We start from the raw sequence: 24,647 nt of genomic DNA, 5'->3' as shown, positions 1-24,647 counted from the left end.
GTGACGTGCTGGAACGGCCTCGGTGCAGGGATCCGGCCCACGCGGAGCGTGGGCTGGGGGGCACCGGGGTCCTTATACGACCGTGATGCCCATCGACCGGGCGGTGCCGGCGATGATCTTCTCGGCCTGGTCGAGGTCGTTGGCGTTGAGGTCGGCCATCTTGGTGGTGGCGATCTCGCGGACCTGGTCACGGGTGACCGTGGCGACCTTGGTCTTGTGGGGCTCGCCCGAGCCCTTCTCGACACCGGCGGCCTTGAGCAGCATGCGCGCGGCCGGCGGGGTCTTGGTGACGAACGTGAACGACCGGTCCTCGAAGACCGAGATCTCGACCGGGATCACGTTGCCGCGCTGCGACTCGGTCGCGGCGTTGTAGGCCTTGCAGAACTCCATGATGTTGACGCCGTGCTGGCCGAGCGCCGGACCGACGGGCGGCGCGGGGGTGGCCGCACCGGCGTTGATCTGGAGCTTGATGACCGCGGTCAACCGCTTCCTGGGGGGCATGACTTCCTTCTATCTCGGGTGGTTCAGCTCGCGACGCCGGGGCGTCAGATCTTGCTGACCTGGTTGAACGACAGCTCGACGGGCGTCTCGCGGCCGAAGATGGAGACCAGGACCTGCAGCTTCTGCTGCTCGGCGTTGATCTCGTTGATCGTGGCCGGCAGGGTGGCGAACGGCCCGTCCATGACGGTCACCGACTCCCCGACCTCGAAGTCGACGACGGCGACCGGGGCGGCACCGCCGGTGGCGGCGGCGACCTCGCCGGCCGGGGCCTTGGCGGCCTGCGGCGCGACGGCCGGCGCCAGGATCTTCACGACCTCGTCGACCGACAGCGGCGAGGGCTTGGAGGTGGCACCGACGAACCCGGTGACGCCCGGGGTGTTGCGGACCGCGCCCCACGACTCGTCGTTGAGCTCCATGCGCACCAGGAGGTAGCCGGGCAGGACCTTGCGGTTGACCTGCGTGCGCTTGCCGTTCTTGATCTCGGTGACCTCCTCGGTGGGCACCTCGATCTGGTAGATGAAGTCCTCGACGTCCAGCGACTGGATGCGCGCCTCGAGGTTGGTCTTCACCTTGTTCTCGTAGCCGGCGTAGCTGTGCACGACGTACCAGTCGCCGGGCATCATCCGCAGCTTCTTGCGCAGCGCCTCGGTCGGGTCCTCGTCCTCGGCCTCGACCTCGGCGGCCGGGGCGGGGTCGACCAGCGGGTCGGTGACCAGGCTGTCGGGGTCGCCGCCCTCGATCTCCGGGGTGACGTCCGAGATCTCGGTGTCGGTGTCGAGGTCGGCGGTGTCGCTCGACCCCTCGGCCGCACCGGTCTCGCCGGCGCCGGTCTCGACGTCGGCGCTGCCGCGCTCGTCGAAACGGGCGTCGTCCAGGTCGATGCCGTCGACCGCGCTGTCGGTGTCGAAGGGCTCGCGGGGGTCGGTCACAGGTTCTCTTCCTTGTCAGGGGGCGTGCGGGCGGGCGGAGGTCAGCCGAAGACGGCGATCACGCCCTGGGAGAACAGCAGGTCCAGCCCGGCCACCAGCGCGACGATGAACGCCACGAAGACGATGACCACCGTCGTGTACGTGATCAGCTCGCGCCGGCCCGGCCAGATGACCTTGCGCAGCTCCGCGACGACCTCGCGGAGGAACCGGGCGAGCGAGCGCTTCCGGCGGATCTCGTCGGCGCGCGCCCGCTCGGCAGCCGCGCGCGAGCGGGTGCCGGTGCCCTCGCGGTCCGCGGGGCGGGACGCGCTGCGCGCGGCCCGGCGGGACCGGGTGGCGACCGGCTCGTCCTCGTCGTCGTCGCCGGCGGTGATCCGGCCGCCGCGACGGCGAGCGGGGGTGGCCACGACCTTGTCCTCGTCCGCGGACGCCTCGGCGGCGACGGCGTCCTCGGCCGCCTCGAGCTCGGCGGCGTCGTCGACGCCGGGAGCCTCGCGGTCGAGCTGCTCGTCGGTCAGCTCGGCGTCGCGAGCGTCGTCCTCGCGTTCCGGCTTCTCGCTCACTGCGCCTCGCTCGCCTCGGTGGTGGTGGTCGGCACCGCCCCGGTGCGGGGCGGCACGTGGATCGCTGTACGTCGTGCGGTGGCAGGGGTGACAGGACTTGAACCTGCAGCCTGCGGTTTTGGAGACCGCTGCTCTGCCAATTGAGCTACACCCCTAGGCCGGGACGCACCCGGCCGGGACCGCCGGCTCCACCACCACGGCACGGTTCCTCGGGAGGTTCCGGGGCACGCCGGTGGCGGGGTCGATCGCCCCAGGGCAGCCAGTGTACGGGACGCCGGAGCGGCGGAGCCAACGTCCCGCCGGAGGCCTCCCCCGTGCGGTGAGCGGGCGGCGGCCGGTCTTTGACACGATGAGCGCATGACCGCCGTCTCCCCGGAGTCCAGCGCGCCCGCCCCGTCCGCGGCCGACCGCCGCATCTCCCGCCGGATCGCCGCGATCAGCGAGTCGGCGACGCTGGCGGTCGACGCCAAGGCCAAGGCCCTCAAGGCCGCCGGCAAGCCGGTCATCGGCTTCGGCGCCGGGGAGCCGGACTTCCCGACGCCGGGGTACATCGTCGAGGCCGCCGTCGCCGCCTGCCGCCAGCCGGCCATGCACCGGTACACGCCCGCGGGCGGGCTGCCGGCGCTCAAGGAGGCGATCGTCGCCAAGACCGCCCGCGACTCCGGGCTGCAGCTCACCCCGGCGCAGGTGCTCGTGACCAACGGTGGCAAGCAGGCCGTCTACGAGGCCTTCGCCACCATGCTCGACCCGGGTGACGAGGTGCTCGTGCCCGCGCCGTACTGGACGACCTACCCGGAGGCCATCCGGCTGGCCGGGGGCGTGCCCGTGCCGGTGGTCGCCGACGAGCAGAGCGGCTACCTGGTCTCGGTCGGCCAGCTCGAGGCCGCCCGCACCCCGCGCACCAAGGCGCTGCTGTTCTGCTCGCCGTCCAACCCGACCGGTGCGGTCTACCCCGCGGAGCAGGTCGAGGAGATCGGCCGGTGGGCGCTCGAGGCCGGCCTGTGGGTGCTCACCGACGAGATCTACGAGCACCTCACCTACGGCGTGGCGACGGCGCCCTCGATGCCGGTGCTGGTGCCGGAGCTGGCCGACCGCTGCGTCGTCGTGAACGGCGTCGCCAAGACCTACGCGATGACCGGGTGGCGGGTGGGCTGGATCGCCGGTCCGGCCGACGTCGTGAAGGCGGCCACCAACCTGCAGTCGCACGCCACCTCCAACGTCGCGAACGTCTCGCAGGCCGCCGCCGTCGCCGCGCTGACCGGCGACCTGTCCGCCGTCGCCACCATGCGGGAGGCCTTCGACCGCCGCCGGCAGACCATCGTGCGGATGCTGCGGGAGATCCCCGGGATCGCCTGCCCCGAGCCGCAGGGCGCGTTCTACGTCTACCCGTCGGTGAAGGGGCTGCTGGGCCGCCCGATCGCCGGCCGGACGGCGAACTCCTCGGTGGAGCTGGCCGAGCTGATCCTGGAGGCGGCGGAGGTCGCCGTCGTCCCGGGTGAGGCCTTCGGCACCCCCGGCTACCTGCGGATGTCCTACGCCCTGGGCGACGACGACCTCGTCGAGGGCGTCGGCCGCATGCAGCGGCTGCTCACCAGCGCCGGTTAGCCGGGCGGCAGCGCCCCGGCGCCGACGAGGACGTCGGCCGCCGCGGGCAGCCCGTCCAGCGCGTCGGCGACGTCGTCCGGTGTGGCGATGCCCCAGGCGGTCGCGTCCACGTAGCAGCGCACCGCGGCGTCGAAGGCGTCGGCTCCCGCGACCTCGCGCGCCCGGAGGAGCGCCGCCCCTCCCTTGCCGTACACGCGGTCGACGTAGTCGCGCTGCCCGGTGAACTCGTCCATGGCGGAACCGACCTCGCCGTCGACCTCGTCGAGCGCGGCCTCCAGCCGGTCGCCGGACGACGGGTCGACGACCGCCTCGGCCCAGGTGGCGAAGGCCTCGTCCAACCACGGATCGCGGAACTGGGAGTTGCCGACCATTCCGTAGAACCACATGTGCGCGACCTCGTGCACGAGCACCGAGGTGCTGGGGGTCGCCTGCAGGATGGAGCTGGGGTACTCGATCCCGCCGCCGTGGTCGGGCAGCAGCGGCACGGTGAGCGTCCGGTACGGGAACGGGCCGAGGAAGCCGCTGAGCTCGTCGATGGCGGTCACCGTGGCGTCGGCCAGGTCCGCCGCCCCGCGCTCCGCTCCCGGGAGGACGCCGGCGGTCACCCGCACGCCCTCCGGCGTCGTCCGCTCCTCCGTGGTGAACCGGCCGACGGCGACGCTCACGTCCCTGGCCACCGGCTCGGCCGACGTCCACGTGCGCCGGCCGCCGGCGGCCGGCGACGGCGGGTCCTGGTCGCCGGTCATCAGCACGGTGAGGTCCTGCGGTGCGGAGACGCTGATCGTCGTGTCGGCTGCGGGGCTGGTGGTCGTCTCGCCGGAGACCTCGACGAAGGGGTCCTCGGCCCACCCGACGCCCGGCTCCCAGGCCAGCAGCGGCGCCCCGCTGGCCCACCACGACACGTCGGCCTCCGCGCCGACCCGGTCGAAGCCGCCCTCCCCCAGCGTCAGCGTGAAGTCCAGCGCCACCTCGGTGCGCTCCCCCGCTGCCAGCCGCCGGTCCAGCCGGACGACGTGCTGGCCGCCGGGCTCCGCGGCGCCGAGCGCCTCGTAGCCGGCGTCGTCGACGTCCTCCCCGCGCACGGCGTCCACCACCAGGCGCGAGCCCGCGGCCGCCGGTTCGGGGCCGTTGGGCACCAACCGGAAGACCAGCTCCTCGACCGGGCGGTCGGGCGTGAACTCCACCGTCTCCGTGCCCGTGACGGTGCGCAGGTCGTCCTCGAGCCGGAACTCCAGGTCGACGACGGGGCGGTCCGGGTCCGGCTCCGCGCGGTCGGTGCAGCCCCCGGCGTCACCGGGCGCCCCGGCGGCGGGCGCCGCGGTCGACGTCGCGGCCGGCGCGGCGGCGCGGTCGGCGAAGGAGGTGCAGCCGGGCAGCAGCAGGAGGCCGGCCGCCAGCGCCGCGACCCGCCGCCGCGGGGTCATGCCAGGCGGACGACGGCGCGGGCCAGGGACAGGACCTTCTCGCCGCCGCTGGTGACGGCGAGGTCGACCCGCACCCGGCCGTCCTCGAGGTGGGCGGCCACCGTGCCCCGGACGGTCAGCTCGGCGCCGTCGTCGTCGTCCGGGACGACCACCGGGCGGCCGAAGCGGACCTGGTAGTCGACCAGCGCCGCGGGATCGCCGGTCCACGCCGTGACGGCCCGGGCGGCCAGCCCCATGGTGAGCATCCCGTGCGCGATCACGCCGGGCAGCCCGACGGCGGTGGCGACCCGGTCGCTCCAGTGGATGGGGTTGAAGTCGCCTGATGCGCCGGCGTACCGGACGAGGTCGGCGCGGGTCACGCGCAGCTGCAGCTCTGGCAGCTCGGTGCCGACGGCGGGGACGTCCATCACGCAGCGCCACCCTTCGTTCCCGCGGGACGCTCCGCTCCTCGCTCGTTCCTCGCTGCGATGCTCACGTCCCTGTCCCCTCAGCCCCTGGCCACGAGCATCGACGTGGCGGTGCAGACCTGCTCGCCGTCCTCGGTGGCCAGCTCGACCCGCGTGGTGAGCAGGTCGTTGCCGGCGGCGCTGCGGACGGCGTCGATCGTGGTGGTCGCGACCAGCCGGTCGCCGGCCCGGATCGGCCGGTGGTGGGTGAACTTCTGGTCGCCGTGCACGACCCGGCTGTAGTCCAGGCCCACCTCGTCGTCGGAGAGGACGACGAACGCCGCCTCCAGGCTCACGACGATCGCGAAGGTGGGCGGTGCGATGACGTCCGGGTGGCCGACCGCGCGGGCCGCCTCGGGGTCGCGGTGCACGGGGTCGTCCGCACCGACGGCGGTGGCGAACTCGGCGATCTTCGCCCGTCCGACCTCGTACACGGCAGAGGGCGGGTAGCTGCGCCCGACCAGTGCCCGGTCCAGCGCCATGCTCCCGCCCTCTCGCTCAGCCGCGGATCTCGGATCAGCGGGTCTCGCGGTGGATCGTGTGCTTGCGCTCGCGCGGGCAGAACTTCTTCAGCTCGAGCCGGTCGGGGTCGTTCCGCCGGTTCTTGCGGGTGATGTAGTTCCGGCTCTTGCAGTCCTGGCACGCCAGGGTGATCTTGGGACGGACGTCGGTGGCTGCCACGGAGTGCTCCTAGCCTTGTCGGGACGCGACCGGCGGTGACGCCGGGCGCGGTGGTGCAGACATGCGGACGGACCCCTGGCGGGGTCCGTCCGGAGTAGCGGTGACCGGACTTGAACCGGTGACACAGCGATTATGAGCCGCTTGCTCTACCAGGCTGAGCTACACCGCCAGGTGACCAGCGGCCCGGTCTCGCGACCGGACCGGTGATCAGGGTACTGCCAGAGCCCCTTTACGGAATCGAACCGTAGACCTTCTCCTTACCATGGAGACGCTCTGCCGACTGAGCTAAAGGGGCGTGCTCAACGAGCCGTCGAAGACTCTACCCCGCCCGCGCCGGCCGTTCCGCAGGGGGGTCCCGGCACGCCGGGAGACCGGCCTAGGTGCGGACGAACAACCGCCGGTGCGTGGCCCCGGGGGCGACCGAGCGGACACCGGTCCGGGCCAGCAGCCAGCTCTCCAGGCGGTCGTCGGGCAGCGGCCGGCTGACCAGGAAGCCCTGCAGCTTGTCGCAGCCCATCTCGGTCAGCGCGTTGCGGGTGAGCTCGTCCTCGACCCCCTCGGCGACCACGCGCAGCCCCAGGTTGTGGGCCAGCTCGATGATCGACCGGGCGATGAAGGACTCCCCCTGGCTGGTCGACATCGTGAGCACGAAGGACTTGTCGATCTTGACCTCGTCGATCGGCAGCTGGCGCAGCTGCGACAGCGACGAGTAGCCGGTCCCGAAGTCGTCCATCGACAGCCGCAGGCCCAGGGCGTGCAGGTCCTCCAGCACCGTGCTGTCGCGCACGGAGTCGTCGACGACGCTGCCCTCGGTGAGCTCCAGGGTGAGCAGCTCACCGGGCACGCCGTGCTTCTGCAGGGCGCGGGCGATGCGCGTCACCAGGTCGGGCTCGGTGAGGCTGTGCACCGAGAGGTTCACCGCGACCGAGAGCGCGATGTCCTGGTCCAGCCATCGCCGGCAGCGGGCCAGCGCCAGGTCGAGGACGTGGTCGGTGACCGCGCCGATCCGGCCGATCTGCTCGGCCAGGTGGATGAAGTCCTCCGGCGGGATCTGCCCGTACCGCGGGTGCGACCAGCGCACGAGTGTCTCCACCGAGACGATGTCGGAGGTCTGCGCGTCGATGATCGGCTGGTAGACGACGCTGATCTGGCCGTCGGCCATGGCCTGCTCGAGCTCGGTGCCCAGCTGCAGCCGGCGCAGGCTCTGCTGGTCGAGCACCGGGTGGTAGCTGGCCACCCCGCCGGAGTCGGCGGCGGCGAGCAGGGCGACGTCGGCCCGCTGCATGAGCGTGCCGGAGTCCGTGCCGTGCACGGGGGCGGCGGCGACGCCGATGGTGAGCGTCACCTCCAGGTCCAGCCCGGCGACCCGCGCGCGGGTGGACGCCGCCTCGCGCAGCCGGCGCGCGGCCCGCTCGGTGGCGGCCAGCGACAGCCCCGGCAGCAGGACGGCGAACTGCTCGCCCTCCATGCGCGCCAGCAGCGCCTGCGGGGGCGCGTGCTCCCGGAGCAGGCCGGCGGTCACGAGCAGCAGCTCGTCGCTGGCCGCATGGCCGAGGGTGTCGGTGACCTCGGTGTAGTTGCCCAGCGCGGCCAGGATCAGCCCGGCGCGGGCGCCCAGCGGGTCGGCGGAGAGCAGCTGGTCGATCTCGGCGGCCAGCCGCTGGCGGTTCGGCAGGCCGGTGAGCCGGTCGTGGTCGGCGTCGTAGCGGATCTGGCTGAGCAGCTGCTGGTGCCGGATCGCGGCGTTGACGTGGGTGAGCATGGTGTCGAGGGCGACGCGGTCGCTCTCCGCGAAGGACAGCACGTCGCTGCGGCGGTCGCAGACCTCGAGGTACCCGGGTTCGCCGGCGGCGGTCATCACCGGCGCGGCGAGGAGCTCGGAGACGCCCCGGCGGGCCAGCGCGGCGGTCTCGGCGTCGTCGGCACGGCCCAGGGAGACCATCACCGGGCCCCCGCCGTCGGCCACGGCCAGGCGCCGGAAGAGGTCGTCGGGATCGCCGGGGCCGTCGTACCAGGCGTCGCCGTTCTCGGCGGACACCACCAGGCGCGGCTCCTCGTCGAGGTAGGGCGGCAGCCAGAGCGCCACCCGCTCGGCGTTGAGCAGGTCGCGCACCGCATCGACGATCTGCCTCGTCCCGGCCTCGTCCGGCGGGACCTGCTCGACCAGGCGCGCGAAGTCGTACACGCGCTGCACGCTGCGGCCCTTGCGCGTGACCGACGCGAAGTGCCGGTACAGCAGACCGAGGGCCACCAGCAGCGGAGCCATGAGGACGACGGCCCAGCCGGTGACGTCGAGCAGCAGCAGGATGGCCAGGCCGACCAGGACCGCGACGGGCCCGACCATGACGATGGGGCCGAACACCCCGGTCCAGACCGCGCGCCCGGGGTTGCCGTGCGTGGCCGTGATGGCGCCGACGACCAGCAGCGCGCCCACCACGTCGGCGGCCACGATGGCCAGCAGGTAGCACAGCCAGGTCGCCGGGGAGTCGATGGTGCCCACCGGGAGGAGCTCGAGCAGGGCGACCGCCACGCACACCTCGATGGTGGCGACCGCGACGTTGTAGACGGTCTTGGCCGCCGGCACGTGCTGCGCCACCAGCACCAGGGCGACGGCGACCGCCCGCGTGACCGCGGTCCAGAGACCACCGATCTCCACCAGCGCCAGGACGAAGACGACCTCGCTGGCCGAGCAGTAGAAGGTGTGCCGCCGGATCTCGAACTGCAGGTTGATCGACTCGGCGGCCACGAAGGCGGCGAAGACGGCGAACAGCGCCAGCACCCCGGGCGTCGTCGCGTCCCCGGGGAGCACGAGCAGGGACAACGGGCCCGCGAGGACGAGGCCCAGCCACGCGACCGTCCAGGGATTGGTGATCAACGGCGGCCGAATGGGCACGCGGGCGTCCTGCTCGGCCACTCTCACCTGCAATTCCGAAGGGAAGCTGGGCGGGCGCAGGTTAACAGCGGTGAGCGCCCTCGGAACCCCTTCCTGACCCGGACGGGGCAGCTGCACGGCGGCGGGGCCGGAACGACACGGGGGGCAGCCGGTCGGTGACCGGCTGCCCCCCGTGCGAAGAGCGGTACCGGGCTCACGCCCGGCCTAGCGGACCTGGCTCAGCGACCCCACTTGAAGCCGCGACCCCACTTGAAACCACGCTGCGTGCTGCTCATGACGCCTCCTCTTGGGCATGACTGACTGCGGATCTGCGGCAGTCACTTACGCGCGGGGGCAGAGCGTCGTTCGGTACGGACCGCGCTGGGAACATTGCTTCCCGTCACTCGTCCGGACAAGCACCGATGATCACGACCGGGTGACAGATCTTCGTGTCGTCACTCTGCGTCGATTTGTTCCCACAGTTGGTCACTGAAACGGGTGGCCGGTGCCTGGATCGGTGGCGGAAGGGCTCCGACCGCGGCGTCGACGAGCGGCCGGACCCAGTGCTGCTGCGGCGATCCGGGCGCGGTCGGGTGCCCGAGGACCTCGGTCGTGGCGTCGAACGCCGCACCCGCCAGGCGGGACCGCTCGGCGGCGGTGAGGCCGTCCACCCCCGCCACCGACCGCACCGCGTCGGCGGTGTCCAGCCGGCGACCGTCGTCGGGGCCCTGCTCCCAGGTCCCGTCCAGCCGCAGGCCCATCCCGAGGTAGTCGAGCGTGAGACTCGAGGCGATGCCGTACGCCGTGCGCACCGGAACGGCCGAGACGGCCTCCTGGGCCAGCGCGTAGGGCCGCGACCGGCGCTCCGCCGCCTCCTGCAGGGTGAAACCCTCCAGCGCGTGCCCCAGGCGCTCCCCGTACTCGCGGACCGCGAGGTAGCCGGCGGTCACCCGCACCTCGGACAGCGGAGCCGCGGCGTCGTCCGGCCGGTCCAGCAGGTCCTGCAGCGCGAAGCCGACCCGGATGGCCGCCGCCTGGTCGAGGGTCAGGTGGCCGAGACCGCGGAGCAGGGTGCGGTCCTCCTCACCGCCGCCGGCCGCGGCGTGCACGGCTCCGGCGACGACGCCCGCGTGCGCGGCGACGACCTCCCCGAGCGCGGGGGTGACGGCCGCCGCGGTCGCGGGGTCGACGGTCCAGTGCTCGGGGTCACCGTCGTCGCCCAGGCCGGTGCCGAGCGCCGTCAGCCCGGACCTCGCGACGTCGTCCCCCGCGGGTCCGGGGTCGTCCGCCGCGCGCGCGACGAGCGCGGCAAGGTCGGCGCCGCCGTCGTCCCAGGGGCGCTCGAGCAGCCACGACCAGGTGCCGACGCCGCCCAGCAGCCTGGCTGCCGCGCCGGGGTCGTCCGCCGCCGCCAGCCGGGCCGCGACCTGCTGCAGCGGATCCACCGGAGCCCGGCCGGAGGTGAACGCCTGCGCCTGCTCCACCACGCGGTGCAGACCCTGCGCGCGCTCCCGGGCGAGCACCTGCCGCCCCCAGCTCTCCACGGTCGCCGTCGGCGGCCCCGCGCGCCGGTTCCCCCGGCCGGCGGCCAGGACGACGCCCATGCCGACGGCGATGAGGTCGGCGTCGGCGAGCCGGGAGCCGGCGTCCACGTACCGGGCGTCGCGCACGTCCGCGACCTCGTCGGCCGCTCCGGCGGGCACCGGGGCCCCGAGCGCCCCGGCGAGCAGGTCGGCGACGGCGCCGTCCCGGTCGAGCGCGTCGTCCCCCAACCGCCGCAGCAGCTCCGCGAAGCCCTCGCGCCCGAGGCCGGTGAGCAGCGCCGCCGCGAACGCCCCCTCCCCCGCCAGCGGCGCCACGGTGCGGGCGACGGCCTCCTGCTCCGCGGCGTCGAACCGCTCGCGCAGCGCGACGGCCGCAGCGGTTCCCCGCGCGGTGAGCTCCGCCGCCCCCCAGCCCGGCAGTTCGCCGGCCAGGTGCAGGACCACGCGGGCCTCGTCGTCACGCCGGCCGGTCCCGCCGGCCACCGCGCAGCACTCCGCGAGCTCCGCGGCGGTGGCGGCCGCGTCCCGCTCCACCTCGCCGAGCAGCGCCCGGTGCAGCCGCCGGCGCGCGTCCTCCGCTGCCCTCAGGTCCGCCAGCGCGGCGGTGACGATCGGCAGGTCCAGCCCCGCGGGGTCCACGACGGCGCGCACCCGCGCCGCCGCGACGGCGACGTCGTCGTCCTGGGCGGACCGGGAGGCCGCCAGCTGACGGCGCGCCTCCTCGACGCGCTCCCGGTGGGCGGCCACGCGGGTCACGGCCCGCTGGAGGGCGTCGGAGGCCTGGCCCGCCAGCTCGCGCACCCGCCGCACCTGGCCCGCGGCGGCGTCGGCATCCGCCCCGCACCACCCCGGTGCCGCCGCGGCGGCGAGCTGGTCGGCCAGCTGGGCGTGCCCCAGCGCGGCCGCGGTGAGGCCGGCCACCAGGCCGGCCAGTGCCTCGGGGTCGCCCGGCGGCGGGTCGAGCGGCACCGGGTCGGGGAGCAGCCCGCTCACCGGGCCACCGCCCGGCCGTGCGCGGGCACCACGGTGGCGTCCAGCTCCACCCAGGAGTCGGCGACGACGGCCACCGTGGTGCCGAGCCACCGCAGCTCCCCCGCCACCGCGCCGGCCAGGGTGCGGTGGCAGTCGAGCAGCGCGGCGGCGGCCTCGGCGAGCGGACCGTCGACCTCGCATCCCGGGCCGAGCCGGCTGCCGGCGTCCTCGGCGGTGGCCGCCGAGGAGCGCAGGGACCGGGCGAGGCCGTACACCTCGGGGACCGGCAGCTGGAGTGCGGGCGAGCTCACCGGCGCAGTGTGGCGCCGTCCACCGGGTGCCCGCGTCGTACGTCCACAGGCGCCGCGCCGAGGTGGGCGGCCACCCGATCGGGTGTCCACACCGTCCACAGCCGTCGTCCACAGGTCGTGGACAACCTCCGCGAGCACCTACGCTGCGGCCCGTGCTGCACCGACCGGACGACCGCGAGCGGGGTTCGACGCTCCCGTTCGTGCTGGTCTGCTGGCTGGTGGCCGCGCTGATGGCGTTCGGCGCCATCGCCGCCTCGCACGCGTTCCTCGAGCAGCAGGAGGTGCAGTCGGTCTGCGACGGCGCCGCGCTGGCGGCGGCGAACCAGGCCGACGAGGCCGCCGTCTACGCCCGCGGGGTGGGGACGTCGCTGCCGCTGACCCGGGCCACCGCGCAGGCGGCGGTGGCCGACCAGCTGCGCTCCGGCGGCACGCAGCTGGACGCGTGGTCGGCCGAGACCGACGGCGTCGAGGTGACCGTGCGCTGCACCCGCTCCGTGGACATCGCCTTCGGGTGGCTGTTCCTGGCCGGGGAACCGCTGGAGCGCACCGCCACGGCCAGCGCCCGGGCACCCACGCTGGGCTGAGAGAGCGAGCGGCCCCCGACCGGTGGTCGGGGGCCGCTCGTACCAGGCGTGGCGGGTGAAGGATTCGAACCTTCGTAGGCTAAGCCGACGGATTTACAGTCCGCTCCCATTGGCCACTCGGGCAACCCGCCGTGCAGGTGGTACCGGGAGAGGATACAAGACGGCGGAGCGTGCCCTCGGACCCGAGGGAGCGCCCGCTCTGCGGAAGGGATGGGCCCATGGCCGACTCGTCGTTCGACGTGGTGAGCAAGGTGGACCGCCAGGAGGTCGACAACGCGCTGAACCAGGCCGGCAAGGAGCTGTCGCAGCGCTTCGACTTCCGGGGCACCAACGCCACGATCGCCTGGGCCGGGGAGGACGGCGTCGCCCTCCAGGCCGACACCGAGGAGCGGGTCTCGGCCGCGCTCGAGGTGTTCAAGGAGAAGCTGATCAAGCGGAACATCTCGCTGAAGGTGCTCGACGCCGGCGAGCCGCAGTCCTCCGGCAAGGTCTACAAGATCTCCGCGCGGATCAAGCAGGGCATCGAGTCCGACACCGCGAAGAAGATCGCCAAGCTGATCCGCGACGAGGGCCCCAAGGGCGTCCAGGCGCAGATCCAGGGCGACCAGCTGCGGGTGAGCGGCAAGAAGCGCGACGACCTGCAGGCCGTGCAGCAGCTGCTGCGCGGAGCCGACCTCGACGTCGCCCTGCAGTTCGACAACTACAGGTGAGGTGATGGAACGGCCCCCTCGCAGAACCCCACCCCGAGGCACGAGGGGCGGGGGGCGAGGAGGTCCTTCTAGCGGCCGAGCTCGCGGGCCATCTGCTCCAGGCGGGCGATCCGCTGCGGCATCGGCGGGTGGCTGGCGAACAGCGACGCCATGCCCTGGCCGCGGAACGGGTTGGCGATCATCAGGTGGCTCTGGGTGACCAGCCGGTCCTCCTGGGGCAGCGGCAGCGCGGAGGCGCCGCGCTCGATCTTGCGCAACGCCGACGCCAGGGCCAGCGGGTCCTGCGACAGCTGCGCGCCGGTCGCGTCGGCCTGGTACTCCCGGCTGCGGCTGACCGCCATCTGCACCACACCCGCGGCGACCGGGCCGAGGAACACCAGCAGCAGGCTGCCGAGCGCGTTCCCGCCGCCCCGGTCCTCGGAGCGTCCGCCGAACAGCGAGGCGAACATCGCCATGTGCGCCAGGTAGGTGATCACGGTGGCCATGGCCCCGGCGACCGAGCTGATCAGGATGTCGCGGTTGTAGACGTGGGAGAGCTCGTGCGCGAGCACCCCCCGGAGCTCGCGCCGGTCCAGCAGGTCGAGGATCCCCTGGGTCACGCAGACCGCGGCGTTGCGCGGGTTGCGGCCGGTGGCGAAGGCGTTGGGCTGGTTGGTCGGGCTCACGTAGAGCCGCGGCATCGGCTGCCGGGCGGCGGTGGCCAGCTCCCGCACCATCGCGTAGAGCTGCGGCGCCTGCGTCTCGGTCACGGGGAAGGCCCGCATGGCGCGCAGCGCCAGCTTGTCGGAGTTGAAGTAGGCGTAGCCGTTGACGCCGAGCGCGACGACCAGGGCGATCAGCAGGCCGCCCCGGCCACCGATCAGCGCACCGGCGGCGAGGATGAGGCCGCCCATGAGACCGAGGAGCACCGCGGTCTTGAGTCCGTTGTTCCAGCGCTGCACGTCCGCTCCAACGGCGTCGCCGGGGCCGCCGTTCCCGGGCCCCCTCGCGGGCGCCCTGGGGGAATGAGCCGCCCCAGCGGGTGGTTTTCCCCGGAAAGCCCGCGTTCATCGTGTCCGGATCCACACCCGGCCGCGGACACACGCACGTAACCTCGGCCGGTGGAGGTACACCACTGATGACTGGCAGCACCCCGACCACCGATGCCGCGAGCCCCGCTGACGGGAGCACCGCGCCGGTGGCCACCTCGGCACCCGGCGGCCTCGTGAAGAGCGTCGTCGAGCTCGACCGGGTCGTCATCCGCCTCGCCGGCGACTCCGGCGACGGCATGCAGCTGACCGGCAACCGGTTCACCAGCGAGACGGCGTCCTTCGGCAACGACCTCAAGACGCTGCCGAACTTCCCCGCCGAGATCCGCGCGCCGACGGGGACCCTGCCGGGCGTCAGCTCCTTCCAGCTCCAGTTCGCCGACCACGACGTCATGACGCCGGGCGACGCCCCGGACGTGCTGGTCGCGATGAACCCCGCAGCGCTCAAGGCGAACCTCGCCGAGCTGCCCGGCGGCGGCCTGCTGATCATCGACTCCGACGAGTTCACCCCGCGCAACCTCGCGAAGGTCGGCTACGCGACCAACCCGCTCGAGGACGGGTCGCTCGAGGGCTGGCAGACCGTGCCGGTGCCCCTGACCGCGATGACCCTCGACGCGCTCGCCGACTCCGGCCTCGGCAAGAAGGAGGCCGAGCGCTCGAAGAACATGTTCACCCTCGGCCTGCTGAGCTGGATGTACCACCGGCCCACCGAGGGCACGATCCGCTTCCTGGAGCGCCAGTTCCGCCGCAAGCCGGAGATCGCCGCGGCCAACATCGCCGCCTTCCGGGCCGGCTACAACTACGGCGAGACCACCGAGGCGTTCGCCGTCTCCTACGAGATCAAGCCGGCCCCCATGGCGCCGGGCCGCTACCGCAACATCTCCGGCAACCAGGCGCTGGCGCTGGGCCTGGTCGCGGCCGGGCAGCGCTCGGGGCTGCCGCTCTTCCTCGGCGCGTACCCGATCACCCCGGCGTCGGACATCCTCCACGAGCTGTCCAAGCACAAGGCCTTCGGCGTGCGCACCTTCCAGGCCGAGGACGAGATCGCCGGCATCGGCGCCGCTCTGGGCGCCTCGTTCGGCGGTGCGCTCGGCGTCACGACGACGTCCGGTCCCGGCGTCGCGCTCAAGGCCGAGACGATCGGCCTGGCGGTCATGACCGAGCTGCCGCTGGTCATCGTCGACGTGCAGCGCGGCGGCCCCTCCACCGGCCTGCCGACCAAGACCGAGCAGAGCGACCTGTTGCAGGCCATGTTCGGCCGCAACGGCGAGGCCCCGCTGCCGGTCATCGCGCCCCGCTCCCCCGGCGACTGCTTCGACGCCGCCGTCGAGGCGGCACGGATCGCGCTGACCTACCGCACCCCGGTGATGCTGCTGTCCGACGGCTACCTGGCCAACGGCGCCGAGCCGTGGCAGATCCCGGACGCGGACTCGCTGCCGGACCTGACCCAGGCCGTCGCGTTCGCCACCGAGCCCAACGGCGAGACAGCCGACGGGACGCCGGAGTTCCTGCCCTACCTGCGCGACCCCGAGACCCTGGCCCGTGCCTGGGCCATCCCGGGCACCGCGGGGCTGCAGCACCGCATCGGCGGGCTGGAGAAGGCCGACCGCACCGGCAACATCTCCTACGACCCGGCCAACCACGACTTCATGACCCGCACCCGGCAGGCCAAGGTCGACGGGATCGCCGCGTCCATCCCGCTCACCGACGTCGAGGACCCGGACGGCGACGCCCGCGTCGCCGTCATCGGCTGGGGCTCCACCTACGGCCCCATCGGCGCCGCCTGCCGGCGGATCCGGAACTCCGGCCGGAAGGTCGCCCAGATCCACCTGCGGCACATCAACCCGTTCCCCGCCGACCTGGGCGAGGTCCTGGCCCGGTACGACCGGGTGATCTGCCCCGAGATGAACCTCGGCCAGCTGGCGCTGCTGCTGCGCGCGAAGTTCCTCGTCGACGTGCAGAGCCACACGCAGGTCCGAGGGCTGCCCTTCCGGGCCGCCGAGCTGGCCGCGGTCATCCAGGACGCCATCGACTCCACCACCGCCGCCCCCGCGAACGGAGTGCTCCAGTGACCACGATCGACCTCGGCATGCCCGCCGGGTCCTCCACCCCACCCGGCCCCATCGCCGACGCCGTCACCGCCTCGGTCCAGAGCCACGGCGAGAAGCGGACCGAGCTCAAGGCCAAGGACCTCAAGACCGACCAGGAGGTGCGCTGGTGCCCTGGGTGCGGTGACTACGTCATCCTCAACGCGGTCCAGAGCTTCCTGCCCAGCCTCGGCATCGCCCGCGAGGACATGGTCATCGTCTCGGGCATCGGCTGCTCGTCGCGCTTCCCGTACTACATGAACACCTACGGGATGCACTCCATCCACGGCCGCGCACCGGCGATCGCGACCGGCCTGGCCGCCTCGCGCCCCGACCTGTCGGTGTGGGTCGTGACCGGCGACGGCGACTCGCTGTCGATCGGCGGCAACCACCTGATCCACGCGCTGCGCCGCAACGTGAACCTGAAGATCCTGCTGTTCAACAACCGGATCTACGGCCTCACCAAGGGCCAGTACTCGCCCACCTCCGAGGTCGGCAAGGTCACCAAGTCCACGCCGATGGGCTCCCTGGACCACCCGTTCAACCCCGTGTCGCTGGCGCTGGGCGCCGACGCCACCTTCGTCGGGCGGGCGATGGACTCCGACCGCAAGGGCCTCACCGACGTGCTGCGGCAGGCCGCCGAGCACCAGGGGACCGCGCTGGTCGAGATCTACCAGAACTGCAACATCTTCAACGACGGCGCGTTCGACCTGCTCAAGGACCCGGCCACGGGCGCCCAGTGGAGCATCCCGCTGGTGCACGGCAAGCCGCTGGTGTTCGGCCCGGACGGCGCCTCGTGCGTGGTCCGCGACGACTTCGGCGGTCTGCGGATCGCCGAGACCAACCAGGTGGCGGCCGACGACATCGTCGTCCACGACGCCACCCGGCAGGACCCGTCGTACGCGTTCGCGCTGTCCCGGCTCTCATCGCAGGACCTGCGGTACACGCCGATGGGTGTGTTCCGCGCCGTCCAGAAGCCGACCTACGACGCGATGATGACCGAGCAGGTGGACACCGCGCGCGCCGGTCAGCCCGCCGACCTCGGCGCCCTGCTCGCCGGCGGCGACACCTGGGAGGTCAGCGCCTGAGGGGGACCCCGCGGCTCATCCGGAGGCCGTGACGCGCAGCAGCGCGTCACGGCCTCCGCCGTTGTCGGTGGTGACGTAGAGGGCGCCGTCGACCCCCTGCTGCACGGTGCGGATCCGCCCGTGCGCGCCGTCGAGCTCCGGCAGCCGGAACTGCTCGACGACGGCGCCGTCGTCGTCCAGGCGCAGCGCCAGCACCCCCTGCGCCTTGAGCAGCGCGACGAGCAGCAGGCCGTCGTAGCTCCCCCACTGCTCGCCGTCGAGGAACGTCGCGCCGCTGGTGGCCAGGGTCGGGCTCCCCGACGACCACACGGCCGGGACGGCGCCGGGGATGGCCGGGTCGGTCATGGGCACGCTCTCGTCGTAGGAGCCGCCGCCGTCGGGGTCCCAGCCGTAGTTGCCGCCCTCGGCGAGCAGGTTGACCTCGTCGTCGCGGTCGGGCCCGTGCTCGACGGCGAACACCTGCTCGCTGCCCGGCCGGACGGCCAGGCCCTGGACGTTGCGGTGCCCGAGGGTCCACACGGCCACGTCCCCGGTGACCGGCTCGACGCGGAGCACCTTGCCGCCGAGCGAGCCCGGGTCCTGGGCGACCGGCCCGCGTGCCGTGTCGCCGGTGCCGACCAGCAGCGCGCCGTCGGGCGCGAACTCGAGCCGGCAGCCGCCGTGCCGCCCGCTGCGCTCGTTGAGCGGCAGGCCGCCCACCAGGGGGTCGTCGACCCTGGTCAGCGCGGACCAGTCCGGCGCCACCGACCAGGCCACGACCTGGATGCTCCCGCCGGTGTCGCCCTGGCAGCTGTAGAGCCGCCGGTTCTCCCCGAACGCCGGGTCCAGCGCCATCCCCATGAGCCCGGTCTCGCCGTCCGCGAAGAGGTCGTCCAGGTCCGCGGCCACCTCGCGCGCGGAGCCGTCAGGAAGGACCGCGGTGAACCCGCCGCCGCGCTCGTCGACCAGCAGGGTGCCGTCCGGTGCCTGGACCACGTCCCAGACGTGGTCCAGGCCGTCGGCGACCACGGCCACGTCCAGGCGCGGTCCGGCCACCGAGGACCCGGTGGGGAGTGGGACCGCGGAGGAGGGTTCGCCGACCCGCGACCCGCCGTCCGCGGAGCACCCGGCGAGCAGCACGGCGACCGTGCAGGCGCCCAGCGCGGACGTGCGGGCGCTGGGCAGCATGCTGGTCCTCTCAGCTGGTGCGGGTCACCACGTAGTCGCACAGGGCCGACAGCGCCTCGCGCACGTCGCCCTCGGGCAGCGCGGACAGCCGGGCCCGGGCCCGGTCGGCGTACTCGCGGGTGACCTCGGTGGCCCGGGCCAGCGAGCGGGACGCCCGGAGCAGCTCCAGCGCCTCGGCGTGCTCGGCGTCGTCGGTGAGCGGAGCGGCGACCAGCTCGCGCAGCCGGGCCTCGGCGGGGTCGTCGCCGGCCAGCGCGAACAGCACCGGCAGCGTGGCGATCCCCTCGCGCAGGTCGGTGCCCGGCAGCTTCCCCGACTGCCCCTCGACGCTGACGATGTCGATCAGGTCGTCGGCGAGCTGGAAGGCGACGCCGAACTCCTCGCCGAACGCGGTGAGCTCCTCGACCAGGGCCGGGTCGACGCCGGCGAAGGAGGCGCCGAAACGGGCGGAGGTGGCCACCAGCGACCCGGTCTTGTCGGCCAGCACCTCGACGTAGTGCGCGATGGGGTCGTCACCGGGCTGGGCGCCGACGGTCTCGCGGATCTGCCCGGTGACCAGCCGCTCGAAGGTCTGCGCCTGGAGCCGGACCGCCTCGGGGCCGAGGTCGGCCAGGAGGTCGGAGGCGCGGGCGAACAGCAGATCGCCGGTGAGGATCGCGATGCTGTTGGACCACCGGCTGTTGGCGCTCGGCGCACCCCGGCGGACGGCGGCCTCGTCCATGACGTCGTCGTGGTACAGCGTGGCCAGGTGGGTCAGCTCGCAGACGACGGCGGCGGTGGTGACCTCGGGCCGGTGCGGATCGCCCAGCTGGGCGGCCAGCAGCGCCAGCATCGGGCGCAGCCGCTTGCCCCCGGCGGCCATGAGGTGGCCGGCGGCCTCGCGCACGAACGGGTGCTCGCTGCCCACGGCCTCGGTGAGCGCCGCCTCGACCCGCGCCAGCCCCTCGGCGAGGGCCGGCCCGAGCTCGCCCTCGGGCAGCCAGGGACCGACGGTCGAGGCCGGCGTCGAGATCCGGTGCCAGCCCTCGGAGACGGCCTCGGTGGGGGTGCCGTCGGCTGCGGCACGGGCTCCGGTCATATCAACCGACGAAGATAGCCGCCCTTTCGGCCAGGTCGAGCACCGGCCCGGGCACGATCCCCAGCACCAGCGTCGCCGTCGCCGTCACGGCGAGCACCAGCGTCGTCGGCACACCGGGGACGCCGACGGTGGGGCCGTCCACCGCGGGCGGGGAGAAGTACATGAGCACGATGACCCGCAGGTAGAAGAACGCGGCGACGGCGCTGGCCAGCACCGCCACCAGGACCAGCGGCCAGGCGCCCTGCTCGATGGCTGCCCGGAACACCGCAAACTTGCCGGTGAAGCCCGCGGTGAGCGGGATGCCGGCCAGTGCCAGCAGGAACAGGCCCATGACCGCCGCGGTCAGCGGCGACCGGGCGGCCAGCCCGGCCCACTGGGACAGGTGCACGGCCTCGCCGTCGCCGTCGCGCACCAGGGTGAGGACGGCGAAGGCGCCGAGCGTCGTCAGCCCGTAGGTGAGCAGGTAGAACATCGTGGCCGCCAGCCCGGAGCCGGCGCCGTCCGCGCCCAGGCCGAGCACGCCGGTGAGGAGGAAACCGGCGTGCGCGATCGAGGAGTAGGCGAGCATCCGCTTGAGGTCGGTCTGGGTGAGGCCGAGGACGGCGCCGACGACCATCGACACGATGGCCACGCCGTAGACCAGCGGGCGCCAGGTCCACTCCTCGGTGCCGAACCCGACGTAGAGCAGTCGCAGGATGGCCCCGAAGGCGGCGACCTTGGTGCAGGCCGCCATGAAGGCGGTGACCGGGGTGGGGGCGCCCTGGTAGACGTCCGGCGTCCAGGCGTGGAAGGGGGCGACGCTCGCCTTGAAGAGCAGCCCGACGACCAGCAGCGCGAGGCCGAGCACGAGCAGCACGCCGCCGCCCTCGGCGGACGCGGACTCCCGGATCTCGCTGAGCCGGATGCTGCCGGTGGCCCCGTAGACCAGGGCCAGCCCGTAGAGGAAGAAGGCCGACGCGAACGCGCCGAGCAGGAAGTACTTGAGCGCGGCCTCCTGCGACAGCAGCCGCCGGCGCCGGGCGAACCCGCTGATCAGGTACAGCGGCAGGCTGAGCACCTCCAGCGCCACGAACATGATCAGCAGGTCGTTCGCGGTGACGAAGAGCATCATCCCGCCGATGGCGAAGGTCGCCAGCGGGTAGACCTCGGTCTGCACCCGGCTCGAGGTGGCCAGCTCGCGGTCGCGGACGCTCCCCGCCGGGACGGCCGCCGACGCCACGAACGCCGACCGCGCCGGGTCCAGCGAGCGCTCGGCGAACAGCAGCAGCGCCAGGGCGCCGAGCCCCACCACCGTCGCCTGGAGGAACAGGCCCGCGGGGTCGACGGCGAGCGCGGCGCCCGCGGTGACCTCCCGGGTGCCGGCCAGCAGCAGGGTGCCGGCGAACCCGCCGACGGTGCCGACGAGGGCGACGGCGACCTGGACCGCGTGCCGCCGGTCGCGCGGGACGAAGGCCTCCACCAGCACGCCGACGCAGGCCGCGCCGAACACGAGCAGCAGCGGGGCCAGCGCTGCCAGGGAGAGGTCCGGTGCGTCGATCATCGGGGCGCTCCCAGGTCGCTGAGCGTGGCGGTGACGGCGGGCTCGATCAGGTCCAGCAGCGGCTGCGGGTAGACGCCGAGCACGATGATCAGAGCGACCAGCGGCGCGACGACGACGAGCTCGCGGCCGCTGAGGTCGGCGACGCGCAGCCGGGACGGCGCGGGAGCCGGTGCGGTGAGGACCGCCGTGGACCCGCCGCCGAGCGCCCCGGGGGCCTCGTCCGGCGCCGCCATCAGCACGCCGCGCGGCGGGCCGTGCATGGTCCGCTGGTACATCAGCAGGATGTACAGGGCGGCCAGGATGATGCCGAGGGTGGCGACGACCGTGAAGACCGGGCGCGACGGGTAGGAGCCGATCAGCACCAGGAACTCGCTGACGAAGCTGTTGGTGCCCGGCAGGGCCAGCGACGCGAGCCCCGCCACCAGGAACGCGCCGGCCAGCTTCGGCGCCTGCGCGGCGACCCCGCCGTAGTCGCCGATCTGCCGCGACCCGCCCCGGGCGATGAGCATCCCCACGACGAGGAACAGCAGCCCCGTGGCCAGGCCGTGGTTGACCATGTAGAGCACCGCGCCGGTGCCCGCCTCGGTGGTGAACGCGAAGATGCCCAGCGCGATGAAGCCGAAGTGCGAGATCGAGGTGTAGGACACCAGCCGCTTCATGTCGCTCTGCCCCATGGCCAGCAGCGCGGCGTAGAGGATGCCGGCGACCGCCAGGCCGAGGATCCAGGGCGCGAAGTCGCGAGAGGCGTCGGGGAACAGCGGCAGGCAGTACCGCAGGAAGCCGAAGGTGCCGACCTTGTCGAGGACGCCGACCAGCAGCACCGCCCCGCCGATCGGCGCCTCGGCACCGGAGTCGGGCAGCCAGGTGTGGAAGGGCACCAGCGGCGCCTTGATCGCGAAGGCCACGAAGAAGCCGAGGAACAGCAGCTTCTGCACACCGGGGTCGATCTCCAGCTGGCGCAGCGCGTCGAAGGCGAAGGTGCCCTCGCCCAGCTGGCTGCTGCTCACCACGTAGAGCCCGATGACGGCGGCGAGCATGACCAGCCCGCCGACCAGGCTGTAGAGGAAGAACTTCACCGCCGCGTACTGCCGCCGCGGCCCGCCGAAGCTGCCGATCAGGAAGTACATCGGGACGAGCATCGCCTCGAAGAAGACGTAGAAGAGGAAGACGTCGGTCGCGGCGAAGACGCCGACCATCATCGCCTCGAGCAGCAGCAGCCAGGCGAAGAAGACCCGCATCGACCGGCCCTCGGGAGCGGGGTCCTCCCAGGACGCGCCCACGACGAGCGGCACCAGCACCCCGATCAGCAGCAGCATCACCAGGGCGATGCCGTCGACGCCGAGGGCGAAGTCGACCCCGAAGTCGGGGATCCAGGACACCGACGTCGTCAGCTGGAAGCGGTCGCCGCCGCGGTCGAAGGCGACGGTGGCCAGCACCGCGAGCGCGAGCACGACCAGGCTGACCGCGAGGGCCAGCTGCTTGGCCAGCAGCTCGCGGCCCTTGAGCAGCGCGGCCACCACCGCCGCGCCCACCGCCGGGACGGCGATCATCGCCACGAGCCAGGGGAAGTCGCTCACAGTCGGGATCCCTTTCCGAGGAGCCGGCTCATCCCGCCGTCACCGCCAGCAGGGCCCCGGCGACCAGCACGGCGCCGCCGAGCATGCCCAGGGCGTAGGTGCGCACGAAGCCGGTCTGCGCCCGCCCCAGCCGGGACGAGGAGCCGCCGAGCGTGGCGGCCAGCCCGTTGACGGCGCCGTCGACCCCGCGGTTGTCCAGCCACACCAGCGCGCGGGTGAGCCACTGCCCGGGACGCATGAGCAGCGACTCGTTGACCGTGTCGGCGTAGAGCGCGTTGCGGGCGGCCCGGGTGACCGGCGAGACGCGGACCGGCGCGAGCACCGGCACCTCGCGGCGGCCGACGAACAGCCAGGCGGCCAGCACGCCGAGCAGCATCACGCCGGTGACCACCAGGCCAACGGTGAGCGGCGCGACGACGTGCTCCGCCTCGTGCTCCTCGCCGAACACCGGCTCCAGCCAGTCGGCCAGGGGGAAGGCACGCACCAGCAGGAAGCCCGCGCCCACCGAGCCGACGGCCAGCACCACCATCGGCACCGTCATCACCGACGGCGACTCGTGCGGGTGGACGCCGTCCTCCCACCGCGGCCGGCCGAAGAACGTCATCAGCATCAGCCGGGTCATGTAGAAGGCGGTCAGCCCGGCGCCGAGGACGGCGACGCCGCCGAGCACCCACCCCCAGGCGTCGTCCCGGTCCAGCGCGGCCTCGATGATCGCGTCCTTGGTGAAGTAGCCCGACAGGAACGGGAACCCGATCAGCGCCAGGTAGCCCAGGCCGAACGTCACGAAGGTGACCGGCAGCCTCCGCCAGAGCCCGCCGAAGCGGCGCATGTCCACCGAGTCGTCCATCGCGTGCATGACCGACCCGGCGCCGAGGAAGAGCCCGGCCTTGAAGAAGCCGTGCGCGAGCAGGTGGGCCAGCCCGGCGACGTACCCGGCGGGGCCGAGCCCGACGGCCAGGAACATGTAGCCGATCTGGCTGACCGTCGAGTACGCCAGCACCTTCTTGATGTCGTCGAAGGCGCACCCGGCGATCGCGCCGATCAGCAGCGTCACCGCCCCGACGGCGAGGACGACCGCCCGGGCGGTCGGCGTCTCGTCGTAGATCGGCGCGGAGCGGGCGATCAGGTAGACCCCCGCGGTCACCATGGTCGCGGCGTGGATGAGCGCCGAGACCGGGGTCGGGCCCTCCATGGCGTCGGGCAGCCACGCGTGCAGCGGGAACTGGCCGGACTTGCCGCAGGCGCCCAGCAGGAGCAGCAGGCCGAGCGCGGTGACCGTGCCGCCGGCCAGCGTGCCCACGGCGGCGAACACGCCCGCGTAGGACGTCGTCCCGAGCTGGGCGAACATCACGAAGATGGCCAGGGCCAGGCCGACGTCGCCGACCCGGTTCATGATGAACGCCTTCTTCGCCGCGGTGGCCGCGGCCGGGCGGGTGTACCAGAACGCGATGAGCAGGTAGGACGCCAGGCCGACGCCCTCCCAGCCCACGTAGAGGGCCACGAAGCTGTTGCCGAGGACCAGCAGCAGCATCGCCGCGACGAAGAGGTTGAGGTAGGCGAAGAAGCGCCGCCGGCCGGCGTCGTGCGCCATGTAGCCGATCGAGTAGACGTGGATGAGCGAGCCCACGCCGGTGATCAGCAGCGCGAACGTGAGCGACAGCGGGTCGAGCAGCAGCCCGGCGCGGACGTCGAGGTCGCCGCTGCTGATGAACGTGAACAGGTCGACGTCGGCCCGCCGCTCGTCCAGGCCGGCCAGCTGCACCGTGCACAGCACCGCGAGCACGAACGCCGCCGCGACGGTCGCCGTCCCCAGCAGGTGGCCCCAGCGGTCGGTGCGGCGGCCGCCCAGCAGCAGCACCGCGGCGCCGGCCAGCGGCAGCGCGACGAGCAGCCAGGACCAGCTCAGCAGGCCCTCAGCCGACATGGTCTCCATCGGTCCC

Annotated in this window: 21 protein-coding genes and 4 tRNA genes; 5 read left to right on the top strand and 20 right to left on the bottom strand. The window is 73.5% G+C overall.

The features are described 5' to 3' along the window. Positions 1 to 72 precede the first annotated feature (72 nt). The 4 genes from rplK to DQ241_RS03530 all read right to left on the bottom strand — a co-directional run bounded on the left by rplK (position 73) and on the right by DQ241_RS03530 (position 2,148). Positions 73 to 501 carry a 50S ribosomal protein L11 gene (gene rplK, locus DQ241_RS03545; RefSeq protein WP_113828722.1) on the bottom strand — a complete coding sequence of 143 codons (429 nt, stop codon included), beginning with the start codon at positions 499 to 501 and terminating at the stop codon, positions 73 to 75. Positions 502 to 545: 44 nt separating this feature from the next. After that, positions 546 to 1,430 carry a transcription termination/antitermination protein NusG gene (nusG, locus tag DQ241_RS03540; RefSeq protein WP_233492180.1) on the bottom strand — a complete coding sequence of 295 codons (885 nt, stop codon included), beginning with the start codon at positions 1,428 to 1,430 and terminating at the stop codon, positions 546 to 548. Positions 1,431 to 1,471: 41 nt separating this feature from the next. Further along, entirely contained in the window at positions 1,472 to 1,993 is a 522-nt protein-coding gene (gene secE / locus DQ241_RS03535) for a preprotein translocase subunit SecE (RefSeq protein ID WP_113828721.1), read from the bottom strand. A gap of 79 nt (positions 1,994 to 2,072) precedes the next feature. After that, positions 2,073 to 2,148 (bottom strand) — tRNA-Trp (locus DQ241_RS03530). A 202-nt stretch (positions 2,149 to 2,350) separates the two neighbouring features. Here DQ241_RS03530 and DQ241_RS03525 point away from each other — a divergent pair. Further along, positions 2,351 to 3,598: a pyridoxal phosphate-dependent aminotransferase gene (locus DQ241_RS03525; RefSeq protein ID WP_113828720.1), complete on the top strand. Its 1,248-nt coding sequence runs from the start codon at positions 2,351 to 2,353 to the stop codon at positions 3,596 to 3,598. Here the strand turns inward: DQ241_RS03525 and DQ241_RS03520 are convergent. The 9 genes from DQ241_RS03520 to DQ241_RS03480 all read right to left on the bottom strand — a co-directional run bounded on the left by DQ241_RS03520 (position 3,595) and on the right by DQ241_RS03480 (position 11,848). After that, positions 3,595 to 5,022: a M1 family aminopeptidase gene (locus DQ241_RS03520; protein WP_113828719.1), complete on the bottom strand. Its 1,428-nt coding sequence runs from the start codon at positions 5,020 to 5,022 to the stop codon at positions 3,595 to 3,597. The genes DQ241_RS03525 and DQ241_RS03520 overlap by 4 nt on opposite strands. Further along, positions 5,019 to 5,429, bottom strand: coding sequence for a MaoC family dehydratase (locus DQ241_RS03515; protein WP_113828949.1), 411 nt, complete (start codon positions 5,427 to 5,429; stop codon positions 5,019 to 5,021). The genes DQ241_RS03520 and DQ241_RS03515 overlap by 4 nt, the downstream gene beginning before the upstream one ends. A gap of 80 nt (positions 5,430 to 5,509) precedes the next feature. Continuing rightward, positions 5,510 to 5,950 (bottom strand): MaoC family dehydratase N-terminal domain-containing protein, encoded by a 441-nt coding sequence (locus DQ241_RS03510; RefSeq protein WP_113828718.1) that lies wholly within the window; start codon positions 5,948 to 5,950, stop codon positions 5,510 to 5,512. Between the two features lie 34 nt (positions 5,951 to 5,984). Next, on the bottom strand, positions 5,985 to 6,149 hold the full coding sequence (rpmG, locus tag DQ241_RS03505; protein WP_113828717.1) for a 50S ribosomal protein L33: 165 nt from the start codon (positions 6,147 to 6,149) through the stop codon (positions 5,985 to 5,987). A 95-nt stretch (positions 6,150 to 6,244) separates the two neighbouring features. Next, positions 6,245 to 6,318: transfer RNA gene (locus DQ241_RS03500), tRNA-Met, on the bottom strand. A 53-nt stretch (positions 6,319 to 6,371) separates the two neighbouring features. Next, positions 6,372 to 6,444 (bottom strand) — tRNA-Thr (locus DQ241_RS03495). Positions 6,445 to 6,525: 81 nt separating this feature from the next. Continuing rightward, positions 6,526 to 9,042: a bifunctional diguanylate cyclase/phosphodiesterase gene (locus DQ241_RS03490; RefSeq protein WP_233492179.1), complete on the bottom strand. Its 2,517-nt coding sequence runs from the start codon at positions 9,040 to 9,042 to the stop codon at positions 6,526 to 6,528. A 434-nt stretch (positions 9,043 to 9,476) separates the two neighbouring features. Beyond that, a complete protein-coding gene (locus tag DQ241_RS03485) occupies positions 9,477 to 11,558 on the bottom strand; it encodes a hypothetical protein (RefSeq protein ID WP_113828715.1) in 2,082 nt (693 codons plus the stop codon). After that, complete coding sequence (locus tag DQ241_RS03480) at positions 11,555 to 11,848, bottom strand: hypothetical protein (protein WP_113828714.1); 294 nt, start codon at positions 11,846 to 11,848, stop codon at positions 11,555 to 11,557. The genes DQ241_RS03485 and DQ241_RS03480 overlap by 4 nt, the downstream gene beginning before the upstream one ends. 152 nt (positions 11,849 to 12,000) lie before the next feature. Between DQ241_RS03480 and DQ241_RS03475 the strand changes: the two genes are divergently transcribed. After that, on the top strand, positions 12,001 to 12,432 hold the full coding sequence (locus DQ241_RS03475; protein ID WP_233492178.1) for a pilus assembly protein TadG-related protein: 432 nt from the start codon (positions 12,001 to 12,003) through the stop codon (positions 12,430 to 12,432). A 49-nt stretch (positions 12,433 to 12,481) separates the two neighbouring features. Here the strand turns inward: DQ241_RS03475 and DQ241_RS03470 are convergent. After that, positions 12,482 to 12,563 (bottom strand) — tRNA-Tyr (locus DQ241_RS03470). A gap of 87 nt (positions 12,564 to 12,650) precedes the next feature. Between DQ241_RS03470 and DQ241_RS03465 the strand changes: the two genes are divergently transcribed. Then, positions 12,651 to 13,142: a YajQ family cyclic di-GMP-binding protein gene (locus DQ241_RS03465; RefSeq protein ID WP_113828713.1), complete on the top strand. Its 492-nt coding sequence runs from the start codon at positions 12,651 to 12,653 to the stop codon at positions 13,140 to 13,142. A gap of 68 nt (positions 13,143 to 13,210) precedes the next feature. Here DQ241_RS03465 and htpX read toward each other — a convergent pair whose 3' ends face one another. Further along, positions 13,211 to 14,083, bottom strand: coding sequence for a zinc metalloprotease HtpX (gene htpX, locus DQ241_RS03460; protein ID WP_113828712.1), 873 nt, complete (start codon positions 14,081 to 14,083; stop codon positions 13,211 to 13,213). Between the two features lie 176 nt (positions 14,084 to 14,259). Here htpX and DQ241_RS03455 point away from each other — a divergent pair, with 176 nt between their 5' ends. Together DQ241_RS03455 and DQ241_RS03450 are read left to right on the top strand one after the other, a co-directional pair. Then, positions 14,260 to 16,242 (top strand): 2-oxoacid:acceptor oxidoreductase subunit alpha, encoded by a 1,983-nt coding sequence (locus DQ241_RS03455; RefSeq protein ID WP_113828711.1) that lies wholly within the window; start codon positions 14,260 to 14,262, stop codon positions 16,240 to 16,242. Continuing rightward, the gene (locus tag DQ241_RS03450) at positions 16,239 to 17,345 is read left to right on the top strand and encodes a 2-oxoacid:ferredoxin oxidoreductase subunit beta (protein ID WP_113828710.1); all 1,107 of its coding nucleotides are present in this window, start codon (positions 16,239 to 16,241) and stop codon (positions 17,343 to 17,345) included. Before DQ241_RS03455 ends, DQ241_RS03450 begins: the two co-directional genes overlap by 4 nt. A 15-nt stretch (positions 17,346 to 17,360) precedes the next feature. Here DQ241_RS03450 and DQ241_RS03445 read toward each other — a convergent pair whose 3' ends face one another. From DQ241_RS03445 to nuoL, 5 genes are read right to left on the bottom strand one after another with little or no spacing between them, the layout of a single operon-like run. Continuing rightward, positions 17,361 to 18,512, bottom strand: a complete 1,152-nt coding sequence (locus DQ241_RS03445) for a sorbosone dehydrogenase family protein (RefSeq protein ID WP_113828709.1) — start codon at positions 18,510 to 18,512, stop codon at positions 17,361 to 17,363. A gap of 10 nt (positions 18,513 to 18,522) precedes the next feature. After that, the gene (locus DQ241_RS03440; RefSeq protein WP_113828708.1) at positions 18,523 to 19,590 is read right to left on the bottom strand and encodes a polyprenyl synthetase family protein; all 1,068 of its coding nucleotides are present in this window, start codon (positions 19,588 to 19,590) and stop codon (positions 18,523 to 18,525) included. A 1-nt stretch (position 19,591) separates the two neighbouring features. Continuing rightward, on the bottom strand, positions 19,592 to 21,130 hold the full coding sequence (gene nuoN, locus DQ241_RS03435; protein WP_113828707.1) for an NADH-quinone oxidoreductase subunit NuoN: 1,539 nt from the start codon (positions 21,128 to 21,130) through the stop codon (positions 19,592 to 19,594). Next, the gene (locus tag DQ241_RS03430) at positions 21,127 to 22,707 is read right to left on the bottom strand and encodes an NADH-quinone oxidoreductase subunit M (RefSeq protein WP_113828706.1); all 1,581 of its coding nucleotides are present in this window, start codon (positions 22,705 to 22,707) and stop codon (positions 21,127 to 21,129) included. The genes nuoN and DQ241_RS03430 overlap by 4 nt, the downstream gene beginning before the upstream one ends. Before the next feature lie 28 nt (positions 22,708 to 22,735). Then, a complete protein-coding gene (nuoL, locus tag DQ241_RS03425; RefSeq protein ID WP_113828705.1) occupies positions 22,736 to 24,640 on the bottom strand; it encodes an NADH-quinone oxidoreductase subunit L in 1,905 nt (634 codons plus the stop codon). Positions 24,641 to 24,647: the final 7 nt, after the last annotated feature.

The organism is Blastococcus sp. TF02A-30 (genome assembly GCF_003319185.1).
In the GTDB taxonomy this organism is placed as follows: Bacteria; Actinomycetota; Actinomycetes; order Mycobacteriales; family Geodermatophilaceae; genus Blastococcus.
Note: the sequence above shows the minus strand (reverse complement) of the source record. Positions and strands in the feature narration are given on the sequence as shown.

Excerpts from the sequence above, each read along its gene's own strand:
- DQ241_RS03520 (WP_113828719.1), bottom strand. The coding sequence starts at position 5,022 with ATGACCCCGCGGCGGCGGGTCGCGGCGCTGGCGGCCGGCCTCCTGCTG.
- DQ241_RS03445 (WP_113828709.1), bottom strand. The coding sequence starts at position 18,512 with ATGCTGCCCAGCGCCCGCACGTCCGCGCTGGGCGCCTGCACGGTCGCC.
- DQ241_RS03465 (WP_113828713.1), top strand. The coding sequence starts at position 12,651 with ATGGCCGACTCGTCGTTCGACGTGGTGAGCAAGGTGGACCGCCAGGAG.
- DQ241_RS03510 (WP_113828718.1), bottom strand. The coding sequence starts at position 5,950 with ATGGCGCTGGACCGGGCACTGGTCGGGCGCAGCTACCCGCCCTCTGCC.
- DQ241_RS03525 (WP_113828720.1), top strand. The coding sequence starts at position 2,351 with ATGACCGCCGTCTCCCCGGAGTCCAGCGCGCCCGCCCCGTCCGCGGCC.
- nuoN (WP_113828707.1), bottom strand. The coding sequence starts at position 21,130 with ATGATCGACGCACCGGACCTCTCCCTGGCAGCGCTGGCCCCGCTGCTG.
- DQ241_RS03455 (WP_113828711.1), top strand. The coding sequence starts at position 14,260 with ATGACTGGCAGCACCCCGACCACCGATGCCGCGAGCCCCGCTGACGGG.
- DQ241_RS03515 (WP_113828949.1), bottom strand. The coding sequence starts at position 5,429 with ATGGACGTCCCCGCCGTCGGCACCGAGCTGCCAGAGCTGCAGCTGCGC.
- nuoL (WP_113828705.1), bottom strand. The coding sequence starts at position 24,640 with ATGGAGACCATGTCGGCTGAGGGCCTGCTGAGCTGGTCCTGGCTGCTC.
- DQ241_RS03440 (WP_113828708.1), bottom strand. The coding sequence starts at position 19,590 with ATGACCGGAGCCCGTGCCGCAGCCGACGGCACCCCCACCGAGGCCGTC.
- rplK (WP_113828722.1), bottom strand. The coding sequence starts at position 501 with ATGCCCCCCAGGAAGCGGTTGACCGCGGTCATCAAGCTCCAGATCAAC.